The 26,315-nt window shown below is 65.8% G+C and carries 30 protein-coding genes and 1 pseudogene; 15 read left to right on the plus strand and 16 right to left on the minus strand.

The window, feature by feature from the left end; genetic code table 11:
* Positions 1-42: 42 nt before the first annotated feature.
* Complete coding sequence (locus AWB83_RS02115; protein ID WP_087042840.1) at positions 43-390, minus strand: hypothetical protein; 348 nt, start codon at positions 388-390, stop codon at positions 43-45.
* A 173-nt stretch (positions 391-563) separates the two neighbouring features.
* Positions 564-1,319: a DeoR/GlpR family DNA-binding transcription regulator gene (locus AWB83_RS02120; protein ID WP_087042841.1), complete on the minus strand. Its 756-nt coding sequence runs from the start codon at positions 1,317-1,319 to the stop codon at positions 564-566.
* 79 nt (positions 1,320-1,398) lie between these two features.
* Between AWB83_RS02120 and AWB83_RS02125 the strand changes: the two genes are divergently transcribed.
* A complete protein-coding gene (locus tag AWB83_RS02125) occupies positions 1,399-1,986 on the plus strand; it encodes an NUDIX domain-containing protein (RefSeq protein WP_087042606.1) in 588 nt (195 codons plus the stop codon).
* Here AWB83_RS02125 and modC read toward each other — a convergent pair.
* The 3 genes from modC to modA are packed head-to-tail and all read right to left on the minus strand — an operon-like array spanning position 1,975 to position 4,569.
* On the minus strand, positions 1,975-3,120 hold the full coding sequence (gene modC, locus AWB83_RS02130; RefSeq protein ID WP_087042607.1) for a molybdenum ABC transporter ATP-binding protein: 1,146 nt from the start codon (positions 3,118-3,120) through the stop codon (positions 1,975-1,977). The genes AWB83_RS02125 and modC overlap by 12 nt on opposite strands.
* Positions 3,113-3,793 carry a molybdate ABC transporter permease subunit gene (gene modB, locus AWB83_RS02135; protein WP_087042608.1) on the minus strand — a complete coding sequence of 227 codons (681 nt, stop codon included), beginning with the start codon at positions 3,791-3,793 and terminating at the stop codon, positions 3,113-3,115. Before modB ends, modC begins: the two co-directional genes overlap by 8 nt.
* Positions 3,794-3,801: 8 nt before the next feature.
* Positions 3,802-4,569, minus strand: coding sequence for a molybdate ABC transporter substrate-binding protein (modA, locus tag AWB83_RS02140; protein WP_208636692.1), 768 nt, complete (start codon positions 4,567-4,569; stop codon positions 3,802-3,804).
* A gap of 313 nt (positions 4,570-4,882) precedes the next feature.
* On the opposite strand from modA, the gene AWB83_RS02145 reads away from it, so the two are divergent.
* On the plus strand, positions 4,883-5,680 hold the full coding sequence (locus tag AWB83_RS02145; RefSeq protein WP_087042610.1) for an enoyl-CoA hydratase/isomerase family protein: 798 nt from the start codon (positions 4,883-4,885) through the stop codon (positions 5,678-5,680).
* A gap of 15 nt (positions 5,681-5,695) precedes the next feature.
* Positions 5,696-6,364 carry a glutathione S-transferase family protein gene (locus tag AWB83_RS02150; protein WP_087042611.1) on the plus strand — a complete coding sequence of 223 codons (669 nt, stop codon included), beginning with the start codon at positions 5,696-5,698 and terminating at the stop codon, positions 6,362-6,364.
* Positions 6,365-6,467: 103 nt separating this feature from the next.
* Here AWB83_RS02150 and AWB83_RS36395 read toward each other — a convergent pair whose 3' ends face one another.
* Positions 6,468-6,629 (minus strand): hypothetical protein, encoded by a 162-nt coding sequence (locus tag AWB83_RS36395; protein WP_159463003.1) that lies wholly within the window; start codon positions 6,627-6,629, stop codon positions 6,468-6,470.
* Between the two features lie 341 nt (positions 6,630-6,970).
* Between AWB83_RS36395 and AWB83_RS02160 the strand changes: the two genes are divergently transcribed.
* Entirely contained in the window at positions 6,971-8,080 is a 1,110-nt protein-coding gene (locus AWB83_RS02160; protein WP_087042613.1) for a PDDEXK nuclease domain-containing protein, read from the plus strand.
* Between the two features lie 306 nt (positions 8,081-8,386).
* Here the strand turns inward: AWB83_RS02160 and AWB83_RS02165 are convergent, their stop codons facing one another.
* From AWB83_RS02165 to AWB83_RS02175, 3 genes are all read right to left on the minus strand, one after another.
* The gene (locus AWB83_RS02165; RefSeq protein ID WP_244197535.1) at positions 8,387-8,608 is read right to left on the minus strand and encodes a c-type cytochrome; all 222 of its coding nucleotides are present in this window, start codon (positions 8,606-8,608) and stop codon (positions 8,387-8,389) included.
* Entirely contained in the window at positions 8,605-9,873 is a 1,269-nt protein-coding gene (locus tag AWB83_RS02170; protein ID WP_087042614.1) for a PQQ-dependent sugar dehydrogenase, read from the minus strand. The genes AWB83_RS02165 and AWB83_RS02170 overlap by 4 nt, the downstream gene beginning before the upstream one ends.
* Before the next feature lie 228 nt (positions 9,874-10,101).
* The gene (locus AWB83_RS02175; RefSeq protein ID WP_087042615.1) at positions 10,102-10,878 is read right to left on the minus strand and encodes a hypothetical protein; all 777 of its coding nucleotides are present in this window, start codon (positions 10,876-10,878) and stop codon (positions 10,102-10,104) included.
* A 180-nt stretch (positions 10,879-11,058) separates the two neighbouring features.
* On the opposite strand from AWB83_RS02175, the gene AWB83_RS02180 reads away from it, so the two are divergent.
* Positions 11,059-11,535 (plus strand): outer membrane lipoprotein, encoded by a 477-nt coding sequence (locus AWB83_RS02180; RefSeq protein WP_087042616.1) that lies wholly within the window; start codon positions 11,059-11,061, stop codon positions 11,533-11,535.
* Between the two features lie 129 nt (positions 11,536-11,664).
* On the opposite strand, the gene AWB83_RS02185 is transcribed toward AWB83_RS02180, so the two are convergent.
* From AWB83_RS02185 to vapB, 4 genes are all read right to left on the minus strand, one after another.
* Positions 11,665-12,045, minus strand: coding sequence for a hypothetical protein (locus AWB83_RS02185; RefSeq protein WP_087042617.1), 381 nt, complete (start codon positions 12,043-12,045; stop codon positions 11,665-11,667).
* A gap of 20 nt (positions 12,046-12,065) precedes the next feature.
* Entirely contained in the window at positions 12,066-12,233 is a 168-nt protein-coding gene (locus AWB83_RS36660; protein ID WP_167389050.1) for a hypothetical protein, read from the minus strand.
* A 103-nt stretch (positions 12,234-12,336) separates the two neighbouring features.
* The gene (locus AWB83_RS02190; protein WP_087042618.1) at positions 12,337-12,744 is read right to left on the minus strand and encodes a type II toxin-antitoxin system VapC family toxin; all 408 of its coding nucleotides are present in this window, start codon (positions 12,742-12,744) and stop codon (positions 12,337-12,339) included.
* Entirely contained in the window at positions 12,744-12,980 is a 237-nt protein-coding gene (gene vapB / locus AWB83_RS02195; RefSeq protein WP_087042619.1) for a type II toxin-antitoxin system VapB family antitoxin, read from the minus strand. The genes AWB83_RS02190 and vapB overlap by 1 nt, the downstream gene beginning before the upstream one ends.
* A 156-nt stretch (positions 12,981-13,136) precedes the next feature.
* Between vapB and AWB83_RS02200 the strand changes: the two genes are divergently transcribed.
* Positions 13,137-14,408 carry a polysaccharide pyruvyl transferase family protein gene (locus AWB83_RS02200; protein WP_244197536.1) on the plus strand — a complete coding sequence of 424 codons (1,272 nt, stop codon included), beginning with the start codon at positions 13,137-13,139 and terminating at the stop codon, positions 14,406-14,408.
* On the opposite strand, the pseudogene AWB83_RS02205 reads toward AWB83_RS02200, so the two are convergent.
* A pseudogene (locus AWB83_RS02205) lies at positions 14,374-15,246 on the minus strand (LysR family transcriptional regulator). The gene AWB83_RS02200 and the pseudogene AWB83_RS02205 sit on opposite strands and share 35 nt — an antisense overlap.
* A 103-nt stretch (positions 15,247-15,349) precedes the next feature.
* Here AWB83_RS02205 and AWB83_RS02210 point away from each other — a divergent pair.
* The 8 genes from AWB83_RS02210 to AWB83_RS02245 all read left to right on the plus strand — a co-directional run bounded on the left by AWB83_RS02210 (position 15,350) and on the right by AWB83_RS02245 (position 24,191).
* Positions 15,350-16,921 carry an MFS transporter gene (locus AWB83_RS02210; protein ID WP_087042621.1) on the plus strand — a complete coding sequence of 524 codons (1,572 nt, stop codon included), beginning with the start codon at positions 15,350-15,352 and terminating at the stop codon, positions 16,919-16,921.
* Between the two features lie 77 nt (positions 16,922-16,998).
* Positions 16,999-17,400: a potassium channel family protein gene (locus AWB83_RS02215; RefSeq protein ID WP_087042622.1), complete on the plus strand. Its 402-nt coding sequence runs from the start codon at positions 16,999-17,001 to the stop codon at positions 17,398-17,400.
* A gap of 145 nt (positions 17,401-17,545) precedes the next feature.
* Positions 17,546-18,577 (plus strand): TRAP transporter substrate-binding protein, encoded by a 1,032-nt coding sequence (locus AWB83_RS02220; RefSeq protein ID WP_087042623.1) that lies wholly within the window; start codon positions 17,546-17,548, stop codon positions 18,575-18,577.
* A 6-nt stretch (positions 18,578-18,583) separates the two neighbouring features.
* The gene (locus AWB83_RS02225) at positions 18,584-20,482 is read left to right on the plus strand and encodes a TRAP transporter large permease (protein ID WP_087042624.1); all 1,899 of its coding nucleotides are present in this window, start codon (positions 18,584-18,586) and stop codon (positions 20,480-20,482) included.
* 19 nt (positions 20,483-20,501) lie between these two features.
* Positions 20,502-21,584 (plus strand): LacI family DNA-binding transcriptional regulator, encoded by a 1,083-nt coding sequence (locus AWB83_RS02230; RefSeq protein WP_087042625.1) that lies wholly within the window; start codon positions 20,502-20,504, stop codon positions 21,582-21,584.
* A complete protein-coding gene (locus tag AWB83_RS02235) occupies positions 21,581-22,603 on the plus strand; it encodes an NAD(P)-dependent oxidoreductase (RefSeq protein WP_087042626.1) in 1,023 nt (340 codons plus the stop codon). The genes AWB83_RS02230 and AWB83_RS02235 overlap by 4 nt, the downstream gene beginning before the upstream one ends.
* Entirely contained in the window at positions 22,600-23,418 is an 819-nt protein-coding gene (locus tag AWB83_RS02240; RefSeq protein WP_244197537.1) for an amidohydrolase family protein, read from the plus strand. The genes AWB83_RS02235 and AWB83_RS02240 overlap by 4 nt, the downstream gene beginning before the upstream one ends.
* Positions 23,419-23,489: 71 nt before the next feature.
* Positions 23,490-24,191, plus strand: a complete 702-nt coding sequence (locus tag AWB83_RS02245; protein ID WP_087042627.1) for an SDR family NAD(P)-dependent oxidoreductase — start codon at positions 23,490-23,492, stop codon at positions 24,189-24,191.
* A gap of 24 nt (positions 24,192-24,215) precedes the next feature.
* Here the strand turns inward: AWB83_RS02245 and AWB83_RS02250 are convergent, their stop codons facing one another.
* Both AWB83_RS02250 and AWB83_RS02255 read right to left on the minus strand, forming a co-directional pair.
* Positions 24,216-25,259 carry a sensor domain-containing diguanylate cyclase gene (locus AWB83_RS02250; protein WP_087042628.1) on the minus strand — a complete coding sequence of 348 codons (1,044 nt, stop codon included), beginning with the start codon at positions 25,257-25,259 and terminating at the stop codon, positions 24,216-24,218.
* 313 nt (positions 25,260-25,572) lie between these two features.
* Positions 25,573-26,016: an SET domain-containing protein gene (locus AWB83_RS02255; protein ID WP_087042629.1), complete on the minus strand. Its 444-nt coding sequence runs from the start codon at positions 26,014-26,016 to the stop codon at positions 25,573-25,575.
* A gap of 91 nt (positions 26,017-26,107) precedes the next feature.
* Here AWB83_RS02255 and AWB83_RS02260 point away from each other — a divergent pair, with 91 nt between their 5' ends.
* A complete protein-coding gene (locus AWB83_RS02260; RefSeq protein WP_087042630.1) occupies positions 26,108-26,311 on the plus strand; it encodes a hypothetical protein in 204 nt (67 codons plus the stop codon).
* Positions 26,312-26,315 lie beyond the last annotated feature (4 nt).

The following is a 26,315-nucleotide window of genomic DNA, read 5'->3' on the forward strand; positions in this document are numbered from 1 at the left end:
TGCGAAGTCGCTTGGTTGTCGGTTTTCGGATTACCCAAAGCATCAGTTCGACGGCGGCGCTGCCGGAACCGGGCGCCATGCACTGGCGCATTGCTTCACGTACGGGTAATAGGCCTTGGCGGAATCGCAGTAGTACCACGTGCCGGGCTCCTGGGCGGGCGCACCCGGATCGGCGGCGGGCTGGCCTTGCTCGACATAGGTGGTCGGCGCGGACGGCGCGACCACGACGGGCGGCGGCGGATAGTAGTAATACGGCGCCGGCGCGACCGGGTACGGGTAATACACCGGGCCGCCGACCCATACGCCGACCCGTCCCCAGGCGTATGCATTGGCGGCGACGCCCGCGCTTGCAACCACCGATAGCGCGATAAAAGCCTTCAGGCGATTCACGACCTTCTCCAAAAAAATTGTTCGCCGAGTCGACGCCAATAACGGAAATCCGAACTCCGTCGTTGACCGGACATGGCGTATCTTTCAACGCTATTCCACTTGCCGGGGAATTTCAATTACTCGAAGCGGCCCGTATTTTTCGGCGTGTTACCCGGTAATAAAGTGTCGTGGTTCTAAGCGCGCAGCACGGTCGTTCCGGCCTGCTCGATGGGCTCGGTCAGCCTGGCGTCGGTCGCATTCTCGACGATGATCGTCTGCGCCAGCTCGATGCCGCCGATCCGGTACGGCGACGCCGCGTTGAGCTTCGCCGCCGACGCGAGCACGACGGTTTCGGCCGCGCGCGCCGCGAGCGCCCGCTTGACGTGTGCTTCCTCGAAATCGCCGGTGGTGAGGCCGGCCGTCGGATGAACGCCGGTGACGCCCATGAAATAGATGTCCGCGTGGATGTGCGACATGGCTTCGACGGCGGCGGCGCCCACGCTGACGATCGAATGCTTGTAGAGCCTGCCGCCGATCAGCACGACTTCCAGCGACGCGTGCTCCGCCAGCGCGACCGCGACGCTCGGGCTATGCGTGACGACGGTCGCGGACAGGTCTTCGGGAAGCTGGCGCACGAGCAGGGCGGACGTGGTGCCGCCATCGATGATCACAATCTGCCCCGGCGCGATCATCTCCGCCGCTTTTCGCGCGATGCGCCGCTTCGCCTCGGATTCCATCTCCTGACGACGCGCGAACGGCGCGACCGCCGGCGACGCGGGCAGCGCGCCGCCATGCACGCGCTGCAGCAGCCCTTCGGCGGCGAGTTCGCGCAAATCGCGCCGCACCGTGTCCTCCGACACGCCGAAGCTCGCGCTCAGCGCCGTGGCGAGCACCTGGCCGTCGCGCTTGAGGGCGTCGAGGATCGCTTTCTTGCGTTGGCTGGTCAACATCATTTGCACGAATTTTCTTGATATTGCACGAAACTGCACGCTACCATGAGTCCAACCAAATGTCGAACGGGTGAGCCTGATGGAAACGAAAGACCGCGTCCGCATCGTCGATACGACTGTCCTTTCGGACGACTGGTACGTGCTCAGAAAAGTGACCTTCGATTTCCTGCGCCGCGACGGCGCCTGGCAGCGTCAAAGCCGGGAAACCTACGATCGCGGCAATGGCGCGACCATTCTTCTGCACGACCGCGAAACCGGCAACGTCCTCCTGACGCGCCAGTTCCGCATGCCCGCGTTCGTCAACGGGCACGACGGCATGCTGATCGAGGCGCCCGGCGGTTTGCTCGACGACGCATCGCCGGAAGAGCGAATCCGCGCGGAAGTGGAGGAAGAGACGGGCTATCGCGTGCGGCACGTCGAGAAGGTCTTCGAAGCTTTCATGAGCCCGGGATCGGTGACGGAGAAGCTCTACTTCTATATCGGCGATTACGACAGCTCGATGCGCGTGTCGGACGGCGGTGGCGTCGAGGAGGAGGGCGAGGAAATCGAGACGATCGAAGTGCCGCTGCAAACGGCGTTGCACATGATCGAACGCGGCGAAATCATGGACGGCAAGACGATCATGCTCTTGCAGCGCGCCGCGCTGAAGGCGCGTTCAGGCGAGTAGCGACACCGCTTTCACCTGCGCCCACAGCCGCATGCCCTCGACGATGCCCAGCCGGTCCAGCGAATAGCGCGTGACGCGCGCGAGCAGCGGCGAGCCGTCGACATCGAGCCGCACCACGGCCTGCGACGGATTGGCGTCCTCCGCGATGCCGACGACCGTCGCGGACAGCACGTTGAGCACGCTGCTGCGCTCGTGCTCGTGCGTGCCCGTGATGAGGCTCACGTCGCGCGCCTTCACGGTCACGCGCATCGTCTTGCCTTCGGCCATCGGCGCATGCACGACCGTGAGCTTCGCGCGCGAGCCCGGCAATGCGAGCGCGAGCAACCCATAAGCGCTGTCGTACCCGTCGACGATGCCTTCGAACACGACCGATGCATCGTCGGCGAGCGCGAGCGGCAAGTCGAGGCGCGCGAGCGTATCGGAGATCGGGCCGCTCGCCATCGCGCGGCCGCCTTCGAGCAGCACGAGATGATCCGCGAGCCGCGCGACTTCTTCGGGCGCGTGGCTCACGTAGAGCATCGGAATATCGAGCTCGTCGTTCAGGCGTTCGAGATACGGCAGGATTTCGAGCTTGCGCTTCTGATCCAGCGATGCGAGCGGTTCGTCGAGCAGGAGAAGACGCGGGCTCGTCAGCAGCGCCCGCGCGATGCCCACGCGCTGCCGCTCGCCGCCCGACAAGCCCGAGGGCATGCGTTCGAGCAGATGCCCGATGCCGAGCAGCTCCGCCGCCTGCGAAAGATCGACGCGCCGCTCCGCGGGCCGCACGCGCTCGAGCCCATAGCGCAGATTCTTCTTCACGCTCAGGTGCGGAAAGAGGCTCGCTTCCTGAAAGACATAGCCGAGCGGACGCTTGTGCGTCGGCAGAAAGACGTTGCGTTCGGTATCGAGCCAGACCTCGCCATTGACGACGAGCCGCCCGGTGCGCGGCCGCGCGAGTCCCGCGAGACAGCGCAGAAGTGTGGTCTTGCCTGAGCCGGAATGGCCGAAGATCGCGGTGACGCCGCGCCCGGGCAGCGTGAGATCGAGATCGAGCGTGAAGCCGCCTTGCTCGACGAGAAAGCGCGCTTCGATGGCTTCGCTGGAACTGCTGCGCGCGCGGTCGAGCGTCAGGCGGGATGAAGTGAGTTCAGACATGAGCCGCAACGGAACGCCGGCTGGAATAGAGCAGCAGAAGAACGATGAACGAGAATATCACCATGCCGCCCGCGAGCCAGTGCGCCTGGGCGTATTCGAGCGCCTCGACGTGATCGAAGATCTGCACGGACACCACGCGCGTGCGCCCGGGAATGTTTCCGCCGATCATCAGCACGACGCCGAATTCCCCCACGGTATGCGCGAAGCCGAGAATCGTCGCCGTGACGATGCCCGGCCGCGCGAGCGGCAGCGCCACCGTGAAGAAGGTGTCCCACGGACCCGCGCGCAGCGTCGCGGCGGCTTCGAGCGGCCGGCGGCCCATCGCCTCGAACGCGTTCTGCAGCGGCTGCACGACGAACGGCAGTGAATAGATCACCGAGCCGACCACGAGCCCGGCGAACGTGAACGGCAGCAAGCCGATGCCGAGCGACTGCGTGAGCTTGCCGACGTAGCCGTTCGGCCCCATCAGGACGAGCAGATAGAAGCCGATGACGGTCGGCGGCAGCACGAGCGGCAGCGCCACCACCGCGCCGACGATGCCCTTCAGCCGCGAGCGCGTGCGCGTGAGCCACCACGCGATCGGCGTGCCGACGACGAGCAGAAGCGCCGTCGTCAGCGACGCCAGCTCGAGCGTCAGCGTGATGGCCTGGAGATCGGCGCTGTCGAGCGGCATCGCCGGCCTTACAGCTGATAGCCGTAGGACTTGATCACCTCGGCCGCCTTCGGACCCTTCAGGTAATCGATGAACTGCTTCACGACCGGATTGTCTCGGCCCTTGCTCAGGATGACCGCGTCCTGCCTGATCGGGTCATGCAGATTGCCTGGCACGATCCACGCCGAACCGCTCGTGATCTTGCCGTTCTTGTAGATCTGCGACAGCGCGACGAAGCCGAGCTCCGCGTTGCCCGTCGCGACGAACTGCTGCGTCTGCGAGATGTTCTGGCCTTCGACGATCTTCGGCTTCACCTGTTCCGTGAGGCCGAGCTTGTCGAGCGTCTGCATCCCGGCGAGACCGTAGGGCGCAGCCTTCGGATTGGCGATCGCGATGTGCCTGAAGTCGTTCTTTTTCAGCACTTCGCCCTTGTCGTCGACGTAGCCGTCCTTCGCGGACCACAGCGCGAGCGCGCCCGTCGCGTAGGTGAAGCGGCTGCCGGGCACGGTCGCGCCTTCGGTTTCGAGCTTGGCGGGCGTGGTGTCGTCGGCGGCGAGGAACACTTCGAAGGGCGCGCCATTCTTGATCTGCGCGTAGAACTGGCCGGTGGCGCCATACGACGCGACGACCTTGTTGCCCGTGTCCTTCTCGAAGTCGGCGGCGATGGCCTGCACGGGCGCCGTGAAGTTGGCCGCGACCGCGACCTGCACTTCACCGGCGAGCGCCGACGAAGCGGCGATGCCCGCGGCAAGCGGAACGAACGCGGAAAGCAAAGCGCGCAAAATACGAGTCTTCACGTAAAGCTCCTTGAATCGAGTTGAAATTCTGGTTATCGATCGACTTCGGGCGGCGCGTTGGAGGGGCCGCGAGCGTGTGGGCGTGCGGTTCGGCGAGCACCGTAATATATACGACTATATTACGTCCGCGCATGTTCGCGTCGTGACATGGTGATCATCAGTCTCATCGGATGATTGGTGTCTTTCGCAGTTTGTGAGCTTTGCTCAATCAGTCGAGTTGACGGTGATAGCGTTTTTCGTCGACACTTATCGGTAAACACAGGCTGCGAGCATCAGTAAATTGAGCAGCACTCAATTCAAGGGAGACGACATCATGACCGACGCATCGAACCTGCAACGCCTGAAGCTCGGCATCGAAGGGCATGTCGCGCGCGTGACGCTCGATCGGCCCGACGTGCGCAATGCCTTCGACGACGCGACCATCGTCGAGCTGACCGCCGCCTTCCGCGCGCTCGACGACGACGCCAGCGTGCGCGTCATCGTCCTCGGCGCGAACGGCCCCGCCTTTTGCGCGGGCGCGGACCTCAACTGGATGAAGCGCATGGCGGGCTATTCGGAAGCGGAGAACCGCGCCGATGCGCTCGGCCTGGCCACCATGCTCAACACGATCTACGCGTGCTCGAAGCCGGTGATCGCGCGCGTGCAGGGGGATGCCTACGCGGGCGGCATGGGCCTCGTCGCCGTGTGCGATATCGCGGTCGCGGCGGACACGGCGCACTTCTGTCTCTCCGAAGCGAAGCTCGGCCTGATGCCCGCGACGATCGCGCCGTACGTGATCCGCGCGATGGGCGGGCGCGCGGCGCATCGCTATTTCGTCACGGCCGAGCGCTTCGATGCCGCAGAAGCGCTGCGCCTCGGCTTCGTGCATGAAGCTGTTGCGGCCGGCGAACTCGATGCGCGCGTCGATGCGATCGCCGCGAGCATCGCCGCGAACAGCCCGAACGGCGTGCGCGAGTGCAAGAAGCTCGTCGCGGATTTCGCGGGCAAGGACATCGACGAAGCGTTGATCGCGGAGACCGCCGAGCGCATCGCGCGCATCCGCGCGTCCGACGAAGGACGCGAAGGCGTGCGCAGTTTCCTGGAGAAGCGCAAGCCGGCCTGGCTCGGCTGAGCGGGAGGAATCGAGGTGATTACGCTGCATCATTGCGTGAGCGCGCGCTCGTTCCGGCCGCTGTGGGCGCTGGAAGAGATCGGCGTGCCGTATGAACTGAAGATGCTGCCGTTTCCGCCGCGCGTGCTCGCGCGCGCGTTCATGGAAGTGAATCCGCTCGGCACGATTCCGGCGCTCGAGGACGGCGCGCTCTTCATGACCGAATCGGCGGCCATTTGCCAGTACCTCGCGGCGCGCTACTCGCCGGGCGTGCTCGACGTCGCGCCGCACGAGGCCGATTTCGGGCGCTATCTCAACTTCCTGCATTTCGGCGAGGCGACCCTCACGTTTCCGCAGACGCTCGTTTTGCGCTACACGCATCTGGAGCCGCCGGAGCGCAGGCAGCCGCAAATTGCCGAGGACTATGCGCGATGGTTTCACGCGCGCCTGCGCACGCTCGCGCCGTTGCTCGAAACGCAGACGTACCTGTGCGCGGGGCGCTTCACGGCGGCGGACATTTCCGTCGGCTATGCGCTGATGCTCGCGGAGCTGCTGGGCCTGAGCGAACGCTTCCCGCCGCCGATCGCGCAGTACTGGCGCCGCCTGCGCGAACGCGAAGGTTTCCTCCGCGCGATGCGCGCGCAGGAGGCCGCGGCGCTCGCCCAGAACGTCTCGACGGTTCCCGCGCCCGAACTCCGTCCGTAGCACCCTCCTTCAAGTCCCCCCGTCCGTGGGGCTGTGCGAAGCGCCGCACGGCTCTACTCTTCACATCACGCGCTGACGTTCTCGCGCGCCGATTCAGAGAGATTCACTTGACGAGGTTGGCGATGTACGTCTTTTCCTGGTTCCTGTCGATGATCGTTGCGCTGGTCGCAACGGCCACGATCGCAATGGCGTTGCCGCGCTCCGCCGCCGACGAATTGAGCGCTTCCACGCCGCAGTCGATGTTTAGCGTGGAGATGAATCGCATCGACGCGATGCTCGCGTCATGCATGCCCAACGGCGATTGAGTCCGGCGGCGCGAACGGGGCGCATTGCCGGGCGGTGGGCGTAAGCAGTTTCGAATCAATGCGTTGCGGTAGTACCCAGAACGATATCCACAGGCTTATAGACAGAAACTGTGGACAAGCCGGAGCCGAAGAGCCCGGGAACGAAAACCCCAAGCCTTGCGCGAGGGGCGCCGAGGAGACCAACACAATCGATAAGTCGAAACTCCGTGCGGATGCCGCGCCTCGACGGGGAGGCGAATTCCGCTATATTCGAGCGCGGAGGCGCGGCCGACGGGCTGCACCGCACGGAGACGATCGACGAATGACCAAGCGCGCGATGGCCGCAAACGACTACGACGAATTCCGCTCTGGCATCGTGCAGGTGCTCGAGAGCGCGCGGCGCGCCGCCGCACGGAGCGTCAACGCGATCATGACGGCGTCGTACTGGGAAATCGGCCGGCGGATCGTCGAGTCGGAGCAGGGCGGAGCGCATCGGGCGGCTTACGGGGAGACGCTCATCGCGCGACTGGCCACGGATCTCACGAGCCGTTTCGGCAGGGGATTCGGCAAGGCGAACCTCGCCAACATGCGCGCGTTCTATCAGCAATGGCCGCCCGAGCGGATTTTCCAGACGCCGTCTGGAAAATCGGCGACGGCCCCGCAAATGCTCCAGACGGCGTCTGGAGAATCTGCGCCCGGCCCGCTTTCCGCTCCCCCCGAAGCGCGTCTCGACGCGCTTGCCGCCCGCTTCGCGCTGCCGTGGTCGGCGTACGTGCGCCTTCTGTCCGTCAAAAGCGACGCGGCGCGCGCCTTCTACGAAAGCGAAGCGTTGCGGGAAGGCTGGTCGGTGCGCCAGCTCGACCGGCAGGTGAACAGCCAGCTCTACGAGCGGCTCGCGCTGTCGCGCAACAAGGCGGCGCTGCTGGAGAAAGCCGCCGAGCGCGCACCGGGCGACGCGATCACGCCCGAGGAAGCGATCAAGGATCCGTTCGTGCTCGAGTTTCTCGACATCAAGGACGAGTACTCCGAGTCGGATCTGGAGGAAGCGCTGATCCAGCGCCTCGCGGATTTCCTGCTCGAACTCGGCGACGATTTCGCGTTCGTCGGCCGGCAAAGGCGGTTGCGCATCGATGACACGTGGTTTCGCGTCGATCTGAAGGTCGGACGCTTCAGCTACGCGGACGCGGGCCAGATGCATCTATATCTGAACTACGCGCGCGAGCACTGGATGAAACCGGGCGAAAACCCGCCGGTCGGTTTGATTCTGTGCGCGGGAAAGGGCAGCGCCGAGGCGCGCTACGCACTCGACAACCTGCCGAACAAGATTCTGGCCGCCGAATATCAGACGGTCCTGCCTGACGAGCGGTTGATCGCGGAGGAACTGGAGCGTTCCCGCAAGGCGCTCGATGCGCGGCGCGGCGATGCGGACTAGCGCCAGAGCCCGCGCCGTACGCGGCCAAAATGCGGCCAAAAAAAAGCCCGCTTCAGTTGAGCGGGCTTGAATCCACATCGGTTGAGACATGGAGGAGACAGTTCCTAGTATAAACCCCTAGGTATTCCCGTCAACCCCCAAAACGGAAAAATTGCAATCGGGACTGGACCGCAGCAAATTTGCAACACTTCCCAAAACGTGTCGCTCCGGTCATTGCTTGCCGAGACTGTGGTAATACGCCGCCAGATTTGCGACATCCGCGTCCGACAAGGTTTTCGCCATCATCGACATCATCTCGTTCTTGCGCTAGCCCGAGCGGAAATCGTTGAGCGCCTTCACGAGATATTCCTCCGTCTGTCCGGCGAGATTGGGTGCTTCGGGCAGCTTCGACATGCCGTCGATGCCGTGGCACGCTGCGCACTGGACCGCTTTGGCGCGCCCGGCCTTGACGTCGCCCGCGGCGAACGCCGTGTGCGAAACCGTCGCCAGCGCGCCCGCCAGTGCAACCACCGTCAGCCCGCATCTCATTTCGATCCCATGTATGAAATCCGGTAGATCGCGCCGGCGTAGTCATCGGAAACGAGGAGCGAGCCGTCCTGCAGCATTTGCACGTCGACCGGGCGGCCCATGTATTCGCCGCTCGGCGTGAGCCAGCCTTCCGCGAAGACTTCGGCCTCGCCCGCCGTGCCGTCGTCCTTGATCGGGATGAACATGATGCGCGCGCCGATCGGCTTCGTGCGGTTCCACGAGCCGTGCTCCGCATCGAAGATGCCGCCCTGGTACTTCTGCGGGAACATCTTGCCCGTGTAGAACGACATGCCGAGGTCGGCGGCGTGCGCGGCGAACTCGACCTGCGGGAACACGACGCCCGCCGGCGGATTGCGGTCCTTGTACTCGACTGTGCGCACCTTGCCGCCGCCGTACCACGGGAAGCCGAAGTTCTCGCCCGCCTTCGTCGCATGATTCAGCTCGCCCGGCGGGATGTCGTCGCCCATGCCGTCGACCTGGTTGTCCGTGAACCACAGCGTCTTGTCCTTCGGATTGAAGTCGAGGCCGACCGAGTTGCGCACGCCATGCGCATAGACCTCGCGGTTCTTGCCGTCCTGGTCCATGCGGATGATGCCGGCGAGCCCGTTGCGGTCGAGCTCTGCGAGCTTGTCATTCGGCGGCACGTTCCACGGCTGGCCGAGCGCGATATACAGCTTCTTGTCCGGTCCGATGCGGCATGCGCGCGCGCCGTGGTTGAAGCTTTCGAACTGCGTCGGAATGAGCTTGCCCTGCGGCACGACGACTGCCGCGGCCACGTCCGGGCCGCCCTCGCCGAAGAACTGCGCGGCCGGGAAGCCCAGCACGCGATTCTGCTCGACGACGTAGAACACGCCGTCAGGCGAGAAGCACACGCCGTTCGGCACCTTGAACGTCACCGACGACGCGAACTGCACGACGTCGCTCGCAACGCGCTGCTTGGTGCGATCGGTCACCTGCCACACGCGATTCTTGCGCGTGCCGACGAACACGACGCCCGTCGACGGCTCGATCGCCATGTGCCGCGCCTCCGGCACGACCGCATAAAGTTCGATCTTGAAACCGGGAGGCAGCTTGATCTGCTCCAGATTCTTGCGCAGCGCGTCGGCGGTTTTTCCGCTCTGGGGAATGGTTTCGGGAGGCGCGGTGTTACCGGTCTGACGGAAATTCGAGAGTGCGTTGACGTTGTCCTGCGCCGCGTTCGCATACGGCAGGCAGGCGAACATCGCACCGACGGCCAACGGCAAAAGCCTGAGCGTTGCGTTCATCTGGTTGTCTCCTGTTCTTGTCGACCCGAAGCCGGCGCTTCAGCGCCTCACTCCGGCTGATGAAAAGCAGTACGGCTTCTGGAAGATGCACTGGACAACAAGTCTGATTCGTTGAAGCAAGCGGACGCGAACGCCGTGGCGCTAACAGCGATGAAAACAATCTTAGAATAGAAATCGTTTATGTAAGCAGCGAACGGGAAATTCTCCCGTCGCGCGGTTTCCCGCCGACTATTTCCGCCCGTCGAAGAGAAACACGTTCGCGCGGTCCGGGCTCGGTAACGCCACCAGAAGACGCGCGCCGTCGAGCACCGCGTTACCGGTCACGGTCGCATCGGGAAGCGGGCAGGGCGCGGGGCCGAAAGTCACGGAAACGTCGTAGGCATTCGCGCCCTCGTGCGGCGCCACCGTTCCCTTGAAGATGCAGCCCGACGTGGTCGTGCCGGCGAGATAGCCGTCGCCTGCGACCGTGATGCGCGTTTGCGTCGTCGCGTCGAGCGACATGCCGCGTCCGCTGTAGAGGCCGCCGGCATTGGCGCGGCCCGGCGCGACGTCGAGCATGGGCAGCGCGCGTGCCGTGAAGGCGAGTCCCGCGTTGCCGTCCTGGCTTGAGACGGTTCCGTCGACGGCGGGAGCGCGCGAGAAGTCCGCGCTGAACACGGCAGGCGATGCGCTCGTCTTTCCCAGGCGATAGTCGAACGCCGACGTGCTCGTGAAACGCCCACCGCTCGTCTGCGCGCCGTTCGTCGCTACCGCGACCCCCGCGACCCCCGCGAGATCCGCACCGCCCGCGCCTCCGTAGAAGAGATAGGCGCTGCCGTCGAAGAGCATGAGGAGTGTGGCGTCGGCCGTGCTGCCCTTGAGCGAGCCTTTGTAGACGCCGCCGGAGGGCAGCGTCGTCGTGACGGTGCCGGGCGGCGGCGCATTGGAACCGGTGTTGGCGCGATCCGTCGAGCAGGCGGCGAGAGCAACGGCGCAAAGCGCGAGGGGAAGCGCGTTTCTTGTCATTCGAGACTCCGGTCGCGGGCGGTGACAGTCTGTATAGGCGCTTGAATCACGCAGGTCAAGCGCGCCCCGCGTCCTCATTCAATGCTCATTTGGCCTCTTTACGATGCTTTCCATGGCGCCGCGATGCACGAACCGCGGCCCGATCCTGATAAGCCATCGTCTGATCTGAGGAGCAAAAAAATGAACAAGTCGACTATCGCAGTGTGCACGCTGGCCGTTGCCTGTACGGTGGGCATGAGCGGTTGCGCATCCATGGGCAGTTCCGCCGACGTGTACGACAGCCTGCAGACTCAGCACGAACAGACGGTGCGCATGGCGACCGTCGAAAGCGTGCGCGGCGTGACGATCGAGAACGGCAACGGCCGGCCGAGACCGTTCGGGGCGATCGGCGGCGGCCTGCTGGGTGCGGTGGCGGGCAGCGCGATCGGCCGCGGGCATGGTTCGCTGCTCTCCGGCGTGATCGGCGGAATTGCGGGCGCGGTCGCGGGCGATCAGGTGCAGGACCGGCTCGACCGGCAGAGGGGTCTCGAAATCACCGTGCGCCTCGACAATGGCGATCTGCGCGCGATCACTCAGGCTTCGGACGGGCAGATGTTCTACGCTGGCGAGCGGGTGCGGCTGCTGTCCAGCGGCGGCATCACGCGCGTGACGACGTGACGCTTCGGGCGATGGTATCAACGAAGCGGAAAAAGCGCGGGGCGCCTTCGACGGCGCCCCGCGCTTTTTCGTCGTCGCCGAGCGGTGCGGTTGGCGCGGAAAACATCGAGTCGTCCGCGCGCGACGCACTCATGCCTGACGATAAATCGACGCCTGATCGCCGCTTTTCGCGCGGCTCCAGACCCGCTCGTCGGTGAGCGTCGTCTCGATCAGTTCGACGGGCGCTTCGCCGTCCTGGATCACCGCGACGCGAAAGCCGTCGATCGGCTCATATGGGCCGAGCAGAACCGTTCTGCCTTCGACCGCCTTCGCCGGATCGCTCACCTTGAACGCGGCGTGTGGCACGGTGCGTATCAGTTCCGGCAGCGCGCCGCCTTCCTCGAAGCGGTGATATTGAACGCGCGGGAGCCCGCATTCGGCGTCGCTCGTGTACATGCGGAATTGCGGACTGTAACGCTCGCCTTCGCGCGGCTCGCCGGCAGCATAGGTGACGCCTGCCCGTGTGAACATCGGCGGCTCCAGCGGTTTGCTCAGTAGGCGCCAGCCATCGGCAGAAGCAGATAGGGCAGGAGATCTTCGTAGCGCATCGCCTCGGAAGACGCGGTTGCGTCGAGGGTCGCGTCTTCAGGTGGAGCTTCGCGATCTGCATCATTGGCGATCAACGAAGCAGCGGCGATGGGTGTCGGTTCGATCTTCATCTTTCCCTCCTCTCGTGCAGCGTGTGAGGGAAGTTTGATCGGGGAGAGTTAGGCGATCGTGAGGTCGCGCCTCTTCAATAGCCACCGGCTTGCGCGTCGCAAATCACGCATTGCCGTCGAGCCAGTTTTCGACGGTCACGCCAGGGTAGCTTTCGAAGTCCCTCACGTTGTTGGTGACGACCGGCACGCCCAGCGCGACGGCATGAGCGGCAATCAGCTTGTCGAGAGCGTTCTTGCTACGCTCGCGCGCGGCGTATCGGATCGGGCCGTAGGCGGCTGCGGCATCTTCCCCGAACGGCGCCACTTCGATCAGCTCCACGAGTGACGCCAGGTTGGCGCGTTCGCGACCCGGCCTCGCGCTCATCGCGGCACCGAATTGCAGTTCGGCGTAGGTGATCGAGGACATCACCACGTCGCCGACATAGCATTGCGCGAAGCGCCGGGCCACCTGCTCTGGCTGATGCTTCATCAGATAAATACACATATTCGTGTCGAGCAGATAGCGCGGCATCAGAAGGTCTCCCGCTCGTCTTCCTCCGGCTCGCCGCGTCCCGGCGCCATGAAGTCGGAATCGAAGCACTTGAAGCGGTCGAGTGCGCCCGCGAGCGAGCGGCGCAATGGATGGATGCGCAGTTCATCGCCTACTCGCTCGATTTCGACCTCCGTCTCCGTCTCCGGGTACGCGAGTTCGGCTGGAATGCGGATCGCTTGTGAGTTACCGTTGCGGAAAATACGGGTGACGGGCATGACGGATTCCTGTGTGTACTTACGTGTGTACCTTAACAGAATTCCTTGTGAGTTGCTCGTCTGCATGTGATTTTCTCCTTGTTTCAGAATTTGAGGTTTCCTAACGTTCGTCCCGAAGATGCTGCCCGCAGAGCGATCATTTGAACAGGTGGCCGTTTGGCTAATTCTCAAACGTCATCGAAGCGCCCGATAATCATCTTCGGCGCGTTCGATCGCCATAATTTCGGCGACATGCTGTTCGCGCAGGTCGTCGGGCGTCTGCTTGCGGAACGCGCTCCGGAGATCGATCTCCTGTTCGCCGGATGCGCGCAGCGAGACTTGCGCGCGTATGGCGGTCACTGCACCACGGCGCTTGCCCCGCTAGCGGCGCGCTGGCGTGACGACCCCATCACGCTGATTCACGCAGGCGGCGAACTGCTGATCTGCGACGCCTGGGAAGCCGCCGTCATGCTGGCAAATCCCGAGGATGCGCAGGCCCATATCGCCCGATATGGCTCGAACCCGGACGACCGCCGCGCGTGGGCGCGCTCCATCCTCGGCACCGAGGCACTCGCGCCGTACGTCATCGGAGGCGAGACGTTTCCGCATGCGGCGTCGATCTGCTTCAACGCGATCGGCGGCGCGGCTCTCGAATCCGGCGATGCCGCGATGCGCGTGGAAGTGCTGGCCAAGCTTCGCACCAGCCACGTCCTCACCGTGCGCGATGCGCAAACCCAGGCCACATTGCGCGCGGCGGGTATCGAAGCACCGCTCGTCCCCGATCCGGCGGCAATGGTCGCGGCGCTTTTCGACGAGCGCGTCGAATCGCATGCAATCACAGGCGCCGTCGCCGATATGCGTCGCACGTTCGCTCGCGGCTATCTGGCGGTGCAGTTCAGCGCGGACTTCGGCGACGACGCGACGCTCGCGCGCATCGCTCGTCAACTGGATTTGCTCGGCGAAGCGAGCAGCCTGGGCATCGTGCTCTTTCGCGCGGGCGCCGCGCCGTGGCATGACGACATCGCCGTGTACGAGCGCATGGCGCGGCGCATGCGTCACGCCGCCGTGCGCATCTTCGATTCGCTGGACCTCTGGGATATCTGCGCGCTGATCGCGAAAAGCGAGGGTTTCGCGGGCAGCAGCCTGCACGGACGGATCGTCGCGACGGCGTACGCATTGCCGCGCGTCAATCTGCAACATGCGGATTCGGCCAAGCAGCGCGCGTACGCCTCCACGTGGGAGATCGCGAACGCGCCGGGCGTCGTGCCTGTCGAGCAATTGCAGGCGGCGATGCGCGAAGCCATGCAAGCTGATCGCGAAGCGCTTCGTCACCAGGCGTCGGCGCTCGCACAGGCGCATCGCGCGGGATTCGAGCGGATTGCCAGATCGGCGCTTCGGACCCGAAGCCGCACCGCTACGCGTTCTCCACGAACTCCAGATAAGCCCTGACCGCCGCCGCCCGCTCGAACCGCCGATACATCATCGCGACTTCCGACGGCACCGGCTTCCCCGCGATCTCCCGATACTCGACGCCCGGCACCGTCACGCACCGCGCGAGCTAACGCGGCACGACCGCGACATCGCCGCCCAGCGACACATGCGCGAGCACGGCGGCGAGCGTTCCCGGCTGCGCGACGATGCGCGCCGTGAACCGCCCGCGCCGCGCCACTTCGAGCGTGCCGGACTCCTGCTCCGGCACGACGAACGACTGCGCGCGCAACTGCGCCGGCGCGATGCGCTCCGACGCCGTCAGCGGCGAATCGCCCGGCAGCGCGACGATGAACGTGTCGCGATGCACCGTGCGCGCCTCCACGCCTTCCGGATAAGGCACGGGCGGACGCACGTAGGCGATATCGATGCGCCCCTCCATCAGCAATGCCCCGGCCTCGCGCATGACGATCTCCTCGATGCCGATTTCGACGAGCGGATAACGCTCCCGAAAGCCGCGCACGGCCGCCTGCAGCACGCCCGAATACACCGCGGACCCGACGTAGCCGATGACGATCCGCCCGAGCTCGCCGCGCTCGGCGAGCGCCGCGCGCTCGGCTCCGCGCGCGAGATGATCGAGCGCGCTCACGGCTTCCGCGAGATAGGCCTCGCCGGCCGCCGTCAGCGCGACCGAGCGCTTCGTGCGATGAAAAAGCCGCACGCCGAGCAGCCGCTCGGCTTCCTGGATCTGCCGGGTGAGCGCGGGCGGCGCGATGCCGAGCTCCTCCGCCGCGCGCGAGAAATGCAGATGCCGGGCGACGCTCAGGAAACAGCGCACATGACGCAGTTCGACAGGCATTTCGGTATTCACGAATTCGATAATTATTCAGGGATTCTATGCCAATGACAGGAAAGACAGGCGGTTCTAGCATCGACGGACTCACTCGTCCTTTCACGCATCCATGTCCAACACAACCGAGAAGTCCCAATCTGCCCGCTTCGTGCTGTTCACCGCATCCGCGACATGCGCGCTGATCACGCTCGACACCAACGTCGTCGCCGTGGCGCTGCCGTCCATCGCGCGGGATTTCCACGCCGGCTTCGCCGATGTCGAATGGGTCGTGAGCGCGTACATGGTCGCGTTCGCCGCGTGCCTGCTGCCCGCCGGCGCGCTCGCGGACCGCATCGGGCGCAAGACGATGCTCATCGCCGGGCTCGCCGTGTTCTTTCTCGCGTCGCTCGGCTGCGGGCTCGCGCCGTCGGCGCTTGCGCTGAACGTCGCGCGCGCGGCGAAGGGCGTCGGCGCGGCAATGCTGCTCACTTCGGCGCTCGCGATCATCGCCAACACGTTTCACGAGGGCGCGGCGCGCGCCCGCGCATGGGCCGTGTGGGGCACCTGCATGGGGGTATCGACGACCATCGCGCCGCTCGTCGGCGGCGTCATCGCGCAATGGGCGGGCTGGCGCTGGATCTTCCTGATGAACCTGCCGATCTGCGCGGTGCTCGCCGCGTGCGCGTGGCGCGGCATGCGCGAGTCGCGCAATCCGCACGCCGGGCCGCTCGATCTCGCCGGCAGCGCGCTCTTCGCCGGCGCGCTCGCGCTGGGCATCTGGGCGCTGATCGATGCGCAGGCGGACGGCTGGGCGAACTGGCGCACCGAGGCGCGCCTTGCCACATGCGCCGTGCTCTTGGCGATTTTCGTGCACGTGCAGCGTTCGCGAGCGCACGCGATGATCGACCTCGCGCTCTTCCGCCAGCCGCGCTTCGTCGCCGCGGTGCTCGCGATGTTCGGCTACGCCGCCTGCGCGCAGGTCATGATGACCTTTCTGCCGCTCTATCTGCAGAACGCGTTCGGCCTGCCGCCGGTGCGCGCGGGCATCGGCATGCTGCCGTTCGCGATCGCGATGGTCGTCGGGCCGCACATCGGCGCGTCGCTCGGCAAGCGCGTGCCGTCCGTGGCGCTGCTGACGCTCGGACTCGCGACCATCGGCGCCGGCAATCTGCTGACGGCGCTCTTCGCGGGGATGTCGAGCTACGCGCTGATCGCGCTGGGAATGATCGTGACCGGCCTGGGTGCGGGCGTGCTCAACGGCGACACGCAGAAGGCGATCATGGCGTGCGTGCCGGCGAACCGGACCGGCATGGCCTCGGGCATCAGCACGACGACGCGCTTCACCGCGATCGTCACCTCGGTGGGCGTGCTGGGCGCCGTACTGGCGACGCGCACGCACGCCGCGCTCGATGCGCACGCGAGCAGCCTCGGCGATCCGGGAAGCGTTCTCGATGCGATCTTCCTGTCGCGCCTGCTCGCGGGCGATCTCGCTCACGCAGGCGAAAACCTGAACGGACCGGCGGGCGCGGTGATCGTGCGCATCGCGCGCGCGAGCTTCGCCAGCGGCTTTGCGGCATCGCTGGCCGTGGCGGGCGTGTGCGCGCTGATCGTCGCGGCGGCGGTGTGGCTGCTCGCCGGCCGTGCGCAAACTGAAGGAAATTCAACGGCTGGAGGAAAGGCCGGATCAGCATTGGCTGAATAGCGCGGCACGACGCTTCCGCGCGGGCATCGGTGAAAGGTAGGATGGCGGCTTTTCGAAGCCGCCGAGATTCACCGCGAATGAATAGCATTGCGAAGCTCTTCAAAGTAGAGACGATCAACTCCCGCCGCGTCACGCTCGAATTCGTCCGGGCGCTCTGGCACTTGCGCTCGTTGCTCGGCACGTTCCTGGTCGTGTTCTTCATGCTGTGCGTGACAATGTTTCACTTCGGCGCGCCGGCCGACAGCGTCACGCGCGCGCACGCGTCGTTCGGCGCGACGGTCTACTTCTGCGGCGTGACGGCGCTCACCATCGGCTACGGCGACGTGGTCGCGACGACGGGCATCGGCCGTGCGCTGGCGGTCCTCCTGGGCTTGTACGGCGTGCTCGTCACTGGCGTGACCACCGCCGTCGCCGTCTTCGCCGTGCAGGTCGCCGCGGGCCGCATCCCGTCCGATCCGCCAGCGAAAGCCTCCGACTAAACCGATACAGCGGGAAAACACCTATTGGGCCGTTATGGCTTCGACGATTACTGTATCGATACACTAAATCGATACAGTCGCGACGGAAGCATCGCGACGCTCAACGCACCCGCCCGCGCGACTCGCGGCATCCAGGAGACACACCATGCATTCGATTTCCCGGCGACGGTTCCTTCAGACTGCCTCGGCGGCATCGCTCGCCGCGGTCGGCGGCGGCCTGCCAGTGCTCGCGAGCGCGCAGCCGGCGGTCACGCTGCGGATGTCCTCGTCCATGCCGGCGAACGAGAACGCCGCGCACTACGTCTGGTACGAGAATCTCGCGGCGAACCTGAAGGCGAGCGTCGGCGACCAGATTCGCATCGACTATTTTCCGAACAGCCAGCTCGGCAAGGAAAGCGATGTCGTGCAGCAGGTGAAGGTCGGCGCGGTCGACATGATGGTCACCGGCTCGTCGATCTGGGCGACCGTGCTGCCCGAGCTCGGCATGCTGGATCTCGGCTACGTGTTCGACGGCTTCGATCACGTCGGCCGCGCGATGGATGGCACGGTCGGCAAGTCTTTCGACGATCTCCTGCAGAAGCGCGCCGGCTGCTCGGTCGTCACGTGGGGCTATTCCTTCGGCGGACGCAACGTGTTCACGAAGAAGCCCACGCATTCGCTCGCTGACATCAAGGGCGTGAAGCTGCGCGTGCTGCCGACGCCCGCCTTCATGGAAACGTTCCGGCTGATGGGCGCGGTGCCCACGCCGATTCCGATCGGCGAGCTCTACATGGCCGCGCAGACGGGCGTGGTCGACGGCTTCGAGCACGATTGCGCAACCGTGCTCGCGAGCAAGTACGACGAGGTCGTGAAGTCGTGCTGGCAGACCAATCATGTGTTCAGCCCGCTCGTCGTCGTGATGGGCCGCCGGGCGCTCGCGAAGATTCCTGAGAACCTGCGCCCCGCGTTCCAGAAGGCCGCGCAGGACGCGACCGTGAAGCAGCGCGCAGCCGCGCTTCAGACCGCCGCGAGCGCCGAACAGGAATTGAAGAAGCGCGGCATGACCTTCTATCCGATGTCCCAGGCTGACCGCGACACCGCGCGCCGCGAGATGCAGTCGCAGCTGTATGCGAGCTTCTCGAAGCAGTACCCAGCGACCGCGCCGCTCTTCACCTCCATCGCCGCCGCACGAGGCTAAGACGCCATGACCACCTATTCCGCGACGCCCGGACCGGAAGCGCAGCTCGCCGCCGCGCCGGGCTTTGGCCGGGAGACCGCGCTCGCGCGCGGCCTGGCCGCCCTCATGCAGTGGATCGAATATCTGTGCGCGGCCGTGCTCGCGGCCGATGTGATCGTGGTGTTCGTGTCCGTCGTCTATCGCTACTTCCTGCACGATCCGGTCGACTGGGCAGAGGAAGTCGCCCGCGCGCTGATGATCGTGCTCGTGTTCTTCGGCGCGGCGACGGTGCTCGGACGCAGCCAGCACGTCGGCATCGACCTGTTTCGCGGCGCGTTGCCGAAGCGCTGGCAGCCGGCGCTGGTGCACGCGGGACACTGGATCATCGCGGGCGTCGCGGGCAACCTGTGCGTGTCGTCTTGCCTGCTGCTCGTCGACTCCTACGGCCAGATGACGCCGAGCGGCCTGCCCGCGTGGATCAACGTGTATCCGCTCGTCGCGGGCAGCGTGTTCATGACGGTATTCGCGCTCGCCAACGCGCTCAACGGACATCGCAAGACCGTCGTCGGCACGCTGATCGGCTGCGTGCTGCTCGCCGCTGCGCTCTTCGCGTGGAACGCCCTCGTTCCCGCGCATGCCGCGAAGCCGGGCTTTTTGCTCGTGACGGGCTTCGTCGCCGGTCTGGTGCTCGGCGTGCCGATCGGCTTCGTGCTCGCGTTCTCGGCGCTGCTGTATTTCCTCGCGGAGCCGTCCCTGCCGATGCTCGTCTACTCGCAGCAAGTGATGGCGGGCACCGACCACTTCGTGCTGCTCGCGATTCCGTTCTTCGTGCTCGCCGGGCTCCTGATGGAAACCAACGGCATGTCGTCGCGGCTGATCGAACTCCTGCTGCGCCTGTTCGGACGCGTGCGCGGCGGCCTCGGCCTCATCACCATCATGGCGACGGCATTCTTCTCCGGCGTCTCCGGCTCGAAGCTCGCGGATATCGCGGCAGTGGGCGGCGTCGTGATGCCCGCCGTGCGCCAGAGCAAGCAGGACCCGAACGAAGCGGCGGCGCTGCTCGCGTGCAGTGCGGTGATGGCCGAAACCATTCCGCCGTGCGTGAACATGATCATCATGGGTTTCGTCGCGAACATTTCGATTGCCGGGCTGTTTCTCGCGGGCGTCGTGCCGGCGGCGGTGCTGGCCATCGCGCTCGCGATCGTCGCGGTGATCTTCGGCAAGCGCATCGATATCGCCAGCGCGCTGACGAATCCGCGCGCCTGGCTGCCGCTGCTCGGCGGCGCGCTCGTCGCGCTCGTGATGATCACGATGATCGGCAAAGGCGTGACCTCGGGCATCGCGACCTCGACGGAAGTGTCCGCGTTCGCCGTCGTCTACGCGCTCGTGGTCGGCTGGCTCGCGTTCCGGGAGCTTACGCCGAAGTCGGTCGCCCGCGTGTTCGTGCGCTCGGCGTCGATGGCGAGCAGCATCCTCTTCATCGTCGCGGCGGCGTCGAGCGTCTCGTTCGCGCTGACCATCGAGCAGATTCCCGCGCTCGTCTCCGACACGATGATCGCGTTTGCACACCAGTACGGCCCGACGATGTTCCTGCTGCTCTCCGTGCTCATCATGATCGTGTTCGGCGCGGTGCTCGAAGGCGCGCCCGCGCTGATCATCTTCGGGCCGCTCCTCACGCCGATCGCGACGCAGCTCGGCATCAATCCGCTGCACTTCGGCACGGTGATCGTCGTCGCGATGGGGCTCGGGCTGTTCGCGCCGCCCGTCGGCCTCGGATTGTTCGCGACCTGCGCGATCACGGGCACCGACATGAAAGCCGTCGCGCGCCCGATGCTGAAATATCTGGTGGTGCTGTGCATCGCGCTTGTGGTACTCATTCTGGTGCCATCGTTTTCCCTGTGGCTGCCGACCCGGCTCGGCCTGTAGCCGGCAGTAGAACCCCGTTATGAGCACCATTCAGGACGTCGCCCGCCACGCCGGCGTTTCCGTCAGCACCGTTTCGAACGTGCTCAACGGCCGCACGGACCAGATGCGCCAGGAAACCCTGGCGCGCGTGCAGGCCGCGATGAGCGCGCTGCAGTACCGCCCGAGCACGCTCGCGCGCCAGCTGAAGACCGGGCAGACGCCGCTCGTCGGGCTGCTCGTGCCGTCGATCGCGAATCCGATGTACGGCTATATCGCCCGCGAGGTCGAGACTTACGCGCAGGAGCGCTATGGCTATCGCGTGCTGATCGGCAATACGTATCGCGATCCGGCGAAGGAGGCGTCGTTCTTCGAGGATCTGCTCTCGCACGGCGTGCGGCGCGTGATCGTGATTTCGTCGCTCGCGGATGAGCGTCATCTGGAAACCGCCGCCGAGCGCGGCATGGTCGTCGTGAGCTACGACCGGCGCGCGAACGAAGGCGAAACGACGCGCATCGATCACGTCACGCCGGACAATTTCGAGGCCGCGCGCCTCGCGACGCGGCATCTGATTGCGCGCGGCCATACGCGGCTCGGCTACGCGACGCTCGCGGGCATGACGCTCTCGCGTCGCGACAAGATTCGCGGTTTTCTCGCGGCGGCGGAGGAAGCGGGTTTGTCGCAAAGCGCACGCGTGCTCGACAGCGGCCCGGTGAACGAATACGGCGATTCGATGATCGCCGAAAACGGACGCGCGCTCGCGCGGCAGCTCGCGGGCGACGCGGAACGGCCGACCGGCATCGTCGCGGTGAACGATCTGATGGCGCTCGGCCTGATGGCGGGCTTGCGCGAATCAGGCCTGCGCGTGCCGGAGGATGTGTCGGTCGTCGGCATGGACGGGCATTTTCTCGCCGCGATCTCGAATCCGGCGCTCACGACCGTGCAGCTTCCCGTTCCGGCGATGGCTGCCGCGATGGTGGAACGCGTGATGCGTCAGAACGACGAACCGATGCCCGATTCGGAGCAGGCGCTGTTCACGGAAATCACGCTCGTCGAGCGCGAATCCGTCGCACCGCCGGGCGATGCACGTCCGGCACAGGCAAAGCAATCCAGGACAAGGACATGAACAAGGTATTCGTCAGCCATCCCCGGCACATGCTGGAACATTACTTCGGCGCGCGCGCGGCCGACGCGCTCAAGGCGATCGCCGACGTCACGTTCAACACCGAGTGCCGCGAACTGACGACGGACGAACTGGCGATCGCGGCGCGCGACGCCGACGCGATCATCGGCTACCGGCAGACGCCCGCGCCGCGCGCGCTCTTCGCCGCGCTGCCGAATCTCGCCGCGTTCGTGCGCTGCGCGGTGGACATCCGCACCGTGGACGTCGATGCCGCGAGCGAGCACGGCGTTCTGGTGACGCAGGCGAGCGCGGGCTTCGTGCCGGCGGTGGCCGAATGGGTGATCGGCGCGATGCTGGACCTTGGCCGCTTCACGACCTTCTACGCCGAGGCCTATCACCAGCGCGGCGCGCCCGCGCCGAGGATGGGCCGCCAGTTGCGCGGCAGCACGCTCGGGGTGATCGGCTACGGGCAGATATCGCGCTGTCTGTGCGATCTGGCGCTGGCCTTCGGCATGCGCGTCATCGTCTCCGATCCATTCGCCGAGGTCAAAGACGGCCGCGTGCGTCAGAGCGGGCTCGATACGCTTCTGGCCGAATCGGACTTCGTCGTCTGCCTCGCGCCTGCAAACGCGAAGACACACAACCTGATGAACGCGAGCGCCTTCGAGGCGATGAAGCCGGGTGCGTATTTCATCAACGCGGCGCGCGGCGAGCTCGTCGACGACGCCGCGCTGCTCGATGCGCTCGATCGCGGACATCTCGCCGGCTGCGCGCTGGACGTGGGACGCGCGCCGGATCAGATGCCGTCGCCCGCGCTCGCGCTGCATCCGCGCGTGATCGCGACGCCGCATGTCGGCGGCCTGACGCCCGCGGCGATCGAGCATCAGTCGATGGAAACCGTCGCGCAGACCGAAGCGCTCTTTCAGGGGCGCATTCCGCCGGGCGCGGTGAACGCGCCGCACGCGCTCCGGCTCGCCCGATTCGATGCCGCCGCGCACACGCTGTCGAGTCACGCGCAATGAGCGTCGCGAAATCGACCATGCCGGCCGGCGCGTGCGATTGCCACATCCACGTCTATGAGAAAGGTTTTCCGCTCGCGCCGAGCGCGACCTTCGTCCCGCCGCCCGCGCCCGCCGATGCCTATCGCGAAGTGCAGCGCGCGCTGGGCTTCTCGCGCGTGATCGTCGTCCAGCCCACGGGCTACGGCTTCGACAACGACTGCACGCTCGCCGCGATCGAGCGGCTGGGCGAGGGCGCGCGCGGCATCGCGGTCGTGCCGCCGGACGCGAGCGATGCCGAGCTGCAACGCCTGCACCAAGCGGGCGTGCGCGGCGTGCGTTACATGATGCTGCCGGGCGGGCTTCTGCAGTGGGACAGCCTGAGCGGCATGGCCGCGCGCATCGCGCCGCTCGGCTGGAACATCAATCTTCAACTCGACGGTCGCACGCTGCCACAGCATGAAGCGATGCTTGCGCGTCTGCCCGCGAAGCTCGTGATCGATCACATCGGCAAATTCCTTGGAACGGTGACGACGCGGAGCGACGCCTTCGCCGCGCTGTGCCGCTTGCTCGACGGGCCGCGCTGCTGGATCAAGCTGTCCGCGCCTTACGAGAGTTCGCGCGTCGGGCCGCCTTCGTACGACGACATCGCGCCGCTCGTGCGCAAGCTCGCCGCGCGCTATCCGGAGCGTTCGCTGTGGGCGTCGAACTGGCCGCATCCGAACGTGAAGCCGACGCCGGACGATACCGGCATGCTCGACTGGATGGCGCGCTGCGTCGACAGCGAAGCCACGCTGCGCAAAATCCTCGCCGACAATCCCGCCGAGCTGTACTTCTGAGCAGCGCACGCGCGGCGACGCACATTCCGTCCTATGCTTCTTCTGGCGCCATTGAACGGAGCGACAACGCAATGAACAGCCTGGAAGGAAGGATCGTCGCCATCACGGGCGGCTTCGGCAGTCTGGGACTCGCGACGGCGCGCGTGCTCGCCAAACGCGGCGCGCGCATCGCGCTCATCGGCCGAAGCGACAGAGCGGAGGCCTTGCCCGCGCCGCTCGCCGATGCGTTCGTCGTGACCGGCATCGATCTGACGGATGCGCAGGCGGCGCGCAACGCCGTCGACACCATCGTGAAGCAGACCGGCGGACTGAACGCGCTCGTGAACGTGGCGGGCGCGTTCAGCTGGGAGACGGTCGCGGACGGCAGCGTCGACACCTGGCAGTCGATGTTCGACGTCAACGTGAAGACCGCGCTCAACGCATCGAAGGCGGCGCTCGCGCAGTTGAGCGCGGGCGAGGGCGGGCGCATCGTCAACATCGGCGCGCTGGCCGCGATGAAAGCGGGGATGGGAATGGGCGCCTACGCGGCATCGAAGGCCGCGCTCCTGCGCCTGACTGAAGCGCTCGCCGAAGAACTCAAGGACCGTGGCGTGACGGTGAACGCGGTGTTGCCGTCGATCATCGATACCGCGCCGAATCGCCGCGACATGCCCGACGCGGATTTCTCCCGCTGGGTGAAGCCGGAGGAGCTCGGCGCGGTGATCGCCTTCCTGCTTTCGCCCGAGGCGCAGTGCATCACGGGCGCGGCGATTCCGGTGACCGGGCGCGTCTGAAGCGAACGTTTCCCCGACGCGCAATCAGCGCGATTGCGCCTTGAAGCCTTCGCCCTGCATGCCCGCGCGATCCACGGCCGCGATGCGGTTGCGGCCGTGGTCCTTCGCCTGATAGAGCTGCGCGTCGGTCAGATTGATGAAAGTCGTCACGTCGATGCGCTCGCCCGGCACGACAGTGCCGACGCCGAAGCTGGCCGTCACGCGCTGATTGTGCGGCGAGCGCAGGTGCGCGATCGCCTCATCGGCGATCAGCATGCGGCAACGCTCCGCGGTGCGCAGGGCGGCTTCGGCATCGGTATCGGCGAGAATCAGCGCGAATTCCTCGCCGCCGAAGCGCCCGAGAAAGTGCTGCTCGCCGGCCGCCTCGCCGAGCACGCGCGCGATGCGCTTCAGGCATTCGTCGCCTTGCAGGTGGCCGTAGTAATCGTTGTACGACTTGAAGAAGTCGATATCGATCATGACGAGGGAAAGCGGCTTGCCCGACGCCTTCGCGGCATCCCACTCGCGCGCCATCACGTCGTCGAAGCGGCGCCGGTTGCCGACGCCCGTCAGGCTGTCGCTGAACGACAGGCGCTCCAGTTCCTTCTGCACCTGCGCGAGCTTTTCCTCGGTGCGCTTGCGTTCGCTGATGTCGAACATGAAGCCGATGAGCGCCTCCACCTCGCCATTCGCCTTGCGCACGACGTGCACGACATCGCGCAGCCACACGTAGCCGCCGTCGCGCGTGAGGGCGCGGTAATCCGCTTCGTGGTCCGTGCCCGCCTGGGACTGCGAGACGCAGAAGTTGACCACCGCCTCGCGATCGTCGGGATGCATCCGCTCGGCCCAGTCGTTCGCCGTCTTCCACGACGATGGCTCCCAGCCGAGCAGCGCCTCGATCTGCGGGCCGATGTAGGCGAATTCCATCGTCGCCCAGTCGATCTTCCAGGGAATCGCCTTGGTGGATTCGAGCAGCGTCCGGTAGACGGCGTGATCGTCCTCGCCGAATACGCGCCCGGGCGGCGCGAGGGTTTCTTCGTGGCGCAGGAAGGCGGCCTTGAGCGGGCTCTCGGATGGGTCGGAGTTCATCGTGTCGGTGGGCTGCGATGCCTGAGTTACGCGTGCGTGTGTTATCGGCAGCGCGCCTGTATTTCTGAAGGACGGCATCGATCAGCGAACGTCGATCCGGATACGGCGTTTCGGACTTTACTGGTGGGAAGCGCAGGCGCATCTGCCTATGCTCGTCGGGTAGCTTCAACGCTACGCAAGGTGGTCTCGAACTTTCGCCCCGATTCGTTCGGGGCCTTTTTTGTTTCCCTTTTTCGCTTCTATCGGCTGCACCAGCGCTTTCACGTCAACTGTCTCGAGCATCTCGAACATGTCGATCGAGACCGGGCGAAGGCTAGCGTCGCCCCGAAAGCATCGTTCCGCGGCAACCCGCCGCGAGACATCGGCATGCATAGAGCCGCTTGATCGCGGCGGTGCGCCGGCCATCGACCGTCAGCCGATAATCGATGAACAGCTCCTGCCCCGTCTCGATCGGCCGGATCGCGCGAATGAACACGCGTTCGCCGTCCTGTTCCGCCTCGCAATTCGGCGCGCAGCTGTGATTGAGCCAGCGCGCGGAGTTGCCGCCGCGCGCGCCGTCGATCACGCTGCCATCGTCGAGGCCGAAGAGGAACGTGTGGCCGTCCTCCGCGGCGGAACGTGCGTGGACGCGCTGCGCCTCCTTCCACGACAGACGCAAGCCTTTGTATTCGAGCAGCAGCGTACCCGGGAGAAGATCGGCGAGGGCGAAGACGCCCCGGCCGTGAACGGGCGATGTCCGAACAGTGATTCGACGCATGGTATGGCGGTTCGCAGTGAAGAGAATGAGTATTTGAGGGAAGCGGCCGGCATCGCTATGATGTGACCGTCATAAATCGCTGTCATCCCCAATGTCCGCAGTTTCTCCCCGCAGGAGCAGAAAGCGCAAGCCGCCACGCGGCACGCTCGCGCGATATCGCAATCGGATCGTCGAAGTACTGGGGGAGGCGCGCGGTCAGCGCGTGATGATACGGTCCATTCATGACGATGGCGTGGAGCGGCGCACCGCGGTGAAGTGGGCCAATCTCGTGCCCCTGGAGACGGCGCTCTTCTAGCCGG

The organism is Caballeronia ptereochthonis (genome assembly GCF_001545075.1).
Taxonomy (GTDB): Bacteria; Pseudomonadota; Gammaproteobacteria; order Burkholderiales; family Burkholderiaceae; genus Caballeronia; species Caballeronia ptereochthonis.

Coding starts and splice junctions, on each gene's coding strand:
- AWB83_RS02120 (WP_087042841.1), bottom strand. CDS start 1,319: ATGTTGACCAGCCAACGCAAGAAAGCGATCCTCGACGCCCTCAAGCGC.
- AWB83_RS02125 (WP_087042606.1), top strand. CDS start 1,399: ATGGAAACGAAAGACCGCGTCCGCATCGTCGATACGACTGTCCTTTCG.
- modC (WP_087042607.1), bottom strand. CDS start 3,120: ATGTCTGAACTCACTTCATCCCGCCTGACGCTCGACCGCGCGCGCAGC.
- modB (WP_087042608.1), bottom strand. CDS start 3,793: ATGCCGCTCGACAGCGCCGATCTCCAGGCCATCACGCTGACGCTCGAG.
- AWB83_RS02145 (WP_087042610.1), top strand. CDS start 4,883: ATGACCGACGCATCGAACCTGCAACGCCTGAAGCTCGGCATCGAAGGG.
- AWB83_RS36395 (WP_159463003.1), bottom strand. CDS start 6,629: ATGCGATTCATCTCCACGCTAAACATCGACTGCGGCGTGGAAGCGCTC.
- AWB83_RS02160 (WP_087042613.1), top strand. CDS start 6,971: ATGACCAAGCGCGCGATGGCCGCAAACGACTACGACGAATTCCGCTCT.
- AWB83_RS02165 (WP_244197535.1), bottom strand. CDS start 8,608: ATGAGATGCGGGCTGACGGTGGTTGCACTGGCGGGCGCGCTGGCGACG.
- AWB83_RS02170 (WP_087042614.1), bottom strand. CDS start 9,873: ATGAACGCAACGCTCAGGCTTTTGCCGTTGGCCGTCGGTGCGATGTTC.
- AWB83_RS02175 (WP_087042615.1), bottom strand. CDS start 10,878: ATGACAAGAAACGCGCTTCCCCTCGCGCTTTGCGCCGTTGCTCTCGCC.
- AWB83_RS02180 (WP_087042616.1), top strand. CDS start 11,059: ATGAACAAGTCGACTATCGCAGTGTGCACGCTGGCCGTTGCCTGTACG.
- AWB83_RS02185 (WP_087042617.1), bottom strand. CDS start 12,045: ATGTTCACACGGGCAGGCGTCACCTATGCTGCCGGCGAGCCGCGCGAA.
- AWB83_RS36660 (WP_167389050.1), bottom strand. CDS start 12,233: ATGAAGATCGAACCGACACCCATCGCCGCTGCTTCGTTGATCGCCAAT.
- AWB83_RS02190 (WP_087042618.1), bottom strand. CDS start 12,744: ATGCCGCGCTATCTGCTCGACACGAATATGTGTATTTATCTGATGAAG.
- vapB (WP_087042619.1), bottom strand. CDS start 12,980: ATGCCCGTCACCCGTATTTTCCGCAACGGTAACTCACAAGCGATCCGC.
- AWB83_RS02210 (WP_087042621.1), top strand. CDS start 15,350: ATGTCCAACACAACCGAGAAGTCCCAATCTGCCCGCTTCGTGCTGTTC.
- AWB83_RS02215 (WP_087042622.1), top strand. CDS start 16,999: ATGAATAGCATTGCGAAGCTCTTCAAAGTAGAGACGATCAACTCCCGC.
- AWB83_RS02220 (WP_087042623.1), top strand. CDS start 17,546: ATGCATTCGATTTCCCGGCGACGGTTCCTTCAGACTGCCTCGGCGGCA.
- AWB83_RS02225 (WP_087042624.1), top strand. CDS start 18,584: ATGACCACCTATTCCGCGACGCCCGGACCGGAAGCGCAGCTCGCCGCC.
- AWB83_RS02230 (WP_087042625.1), top strand. CDS start 20,502: ATGAGCACCATTCAGGACGTCGCCCGCCACGCCGGCGTTTCCGTCAGC.
- AWB83_RS02235 (WP_087042626.1), top strand. CDS start 21,581: ATGAACAAGGTATTCGTCAGCCATCCCCGGCACATGCTGGAACATTAC.
- AWB83_RS02240 (WP_244197537.1), top strand. CDS start 22,600: ATGAGCGTCGCGAAATCGACCATGCCGGCCGGCGCGTGCGATTGCCAC.
- AWB83_RS02245 (WP_087042627.1), top strand. CDS start 23,490: ATGAACAGCCTGGAAGGAAGGATCGTCGCCATCACGGGCGGCTTCGGC.
- AWB83_RS02250 (WP_087042628.1), bottom strand. CDS start 25,259: ATGAACTCCGACCCATCCGAGAGCCCGCTCAAGGCCGCCTTCCTGCGC.
- AWB83_RS02255 (WP_087042629.1), bottom strand. CDS start 26,016: ATGCGTCGAATCACTGTTCGGACATCGCCCGTTCACGGCCGGGGCGTC.
- AWB83_RS02260 (WP_087042630.1), top strand. CDS start 26,108: ATGTCCGCAGTTTCTCCCCGCAGGAGCAGAAAGCGCAAGCCGCCACGC.